Raw genomic sequence first — 374 nt, forward strand, 5'->3', positions numbered from 1 at the left:
CCTACGCAACCCCGCCGGGCAACAACATCATCCACAGATGTTGAACCACCAACGGTACCAAGCTACAACACATCGTATTCTGGCACAAAAAGTAAATTAGTCGTAGGCCCATTTGTAAATCGCTCTAGCTGTCAAAACGGCATATTTTCTTCAGGACAAGACCCTTTAGGTAGCCAACCCAAAACGACATTAATGAGCCATTTACAACAAACAAATCGCTTTAGCGTTTTAGATCGCGCCAACATGGCTGCACTGGCAGAAGAAGAAAAGGTAACAGGTACAAAACACGTTCTTAGTGGTGCAAAGTTTGTAGTAACAGCATAAGAAACATAGGTAGGTGGAAAAGCACTTGGCGCTCGCCTGAGATTTGGTTT

The 374-nt window shown here is 44.4% G+C and carries 1 pseudogene; it reads left to right on the forward strand.

Features of this window, described 5'->3' with window-relative positions:
* Window positions 1-318, forward strand: a pseudogene (locus CWC17_RS19085) (CsgG/HfaB family protein); the annotation flags it as partial.
* Window positions 319-374: the final 56 nt, after the last annotated feature.

Source organism: Pseudoalteromonas sp. S3785 (assembly GCF_005887365.1).
Taxonomy (GTDB): domain Bacteria; phylum Pseudomonadota; class Gammaproteobacteria; order Enterobacterales; family Alteromonadaceae; genus Pseudoalteromonas.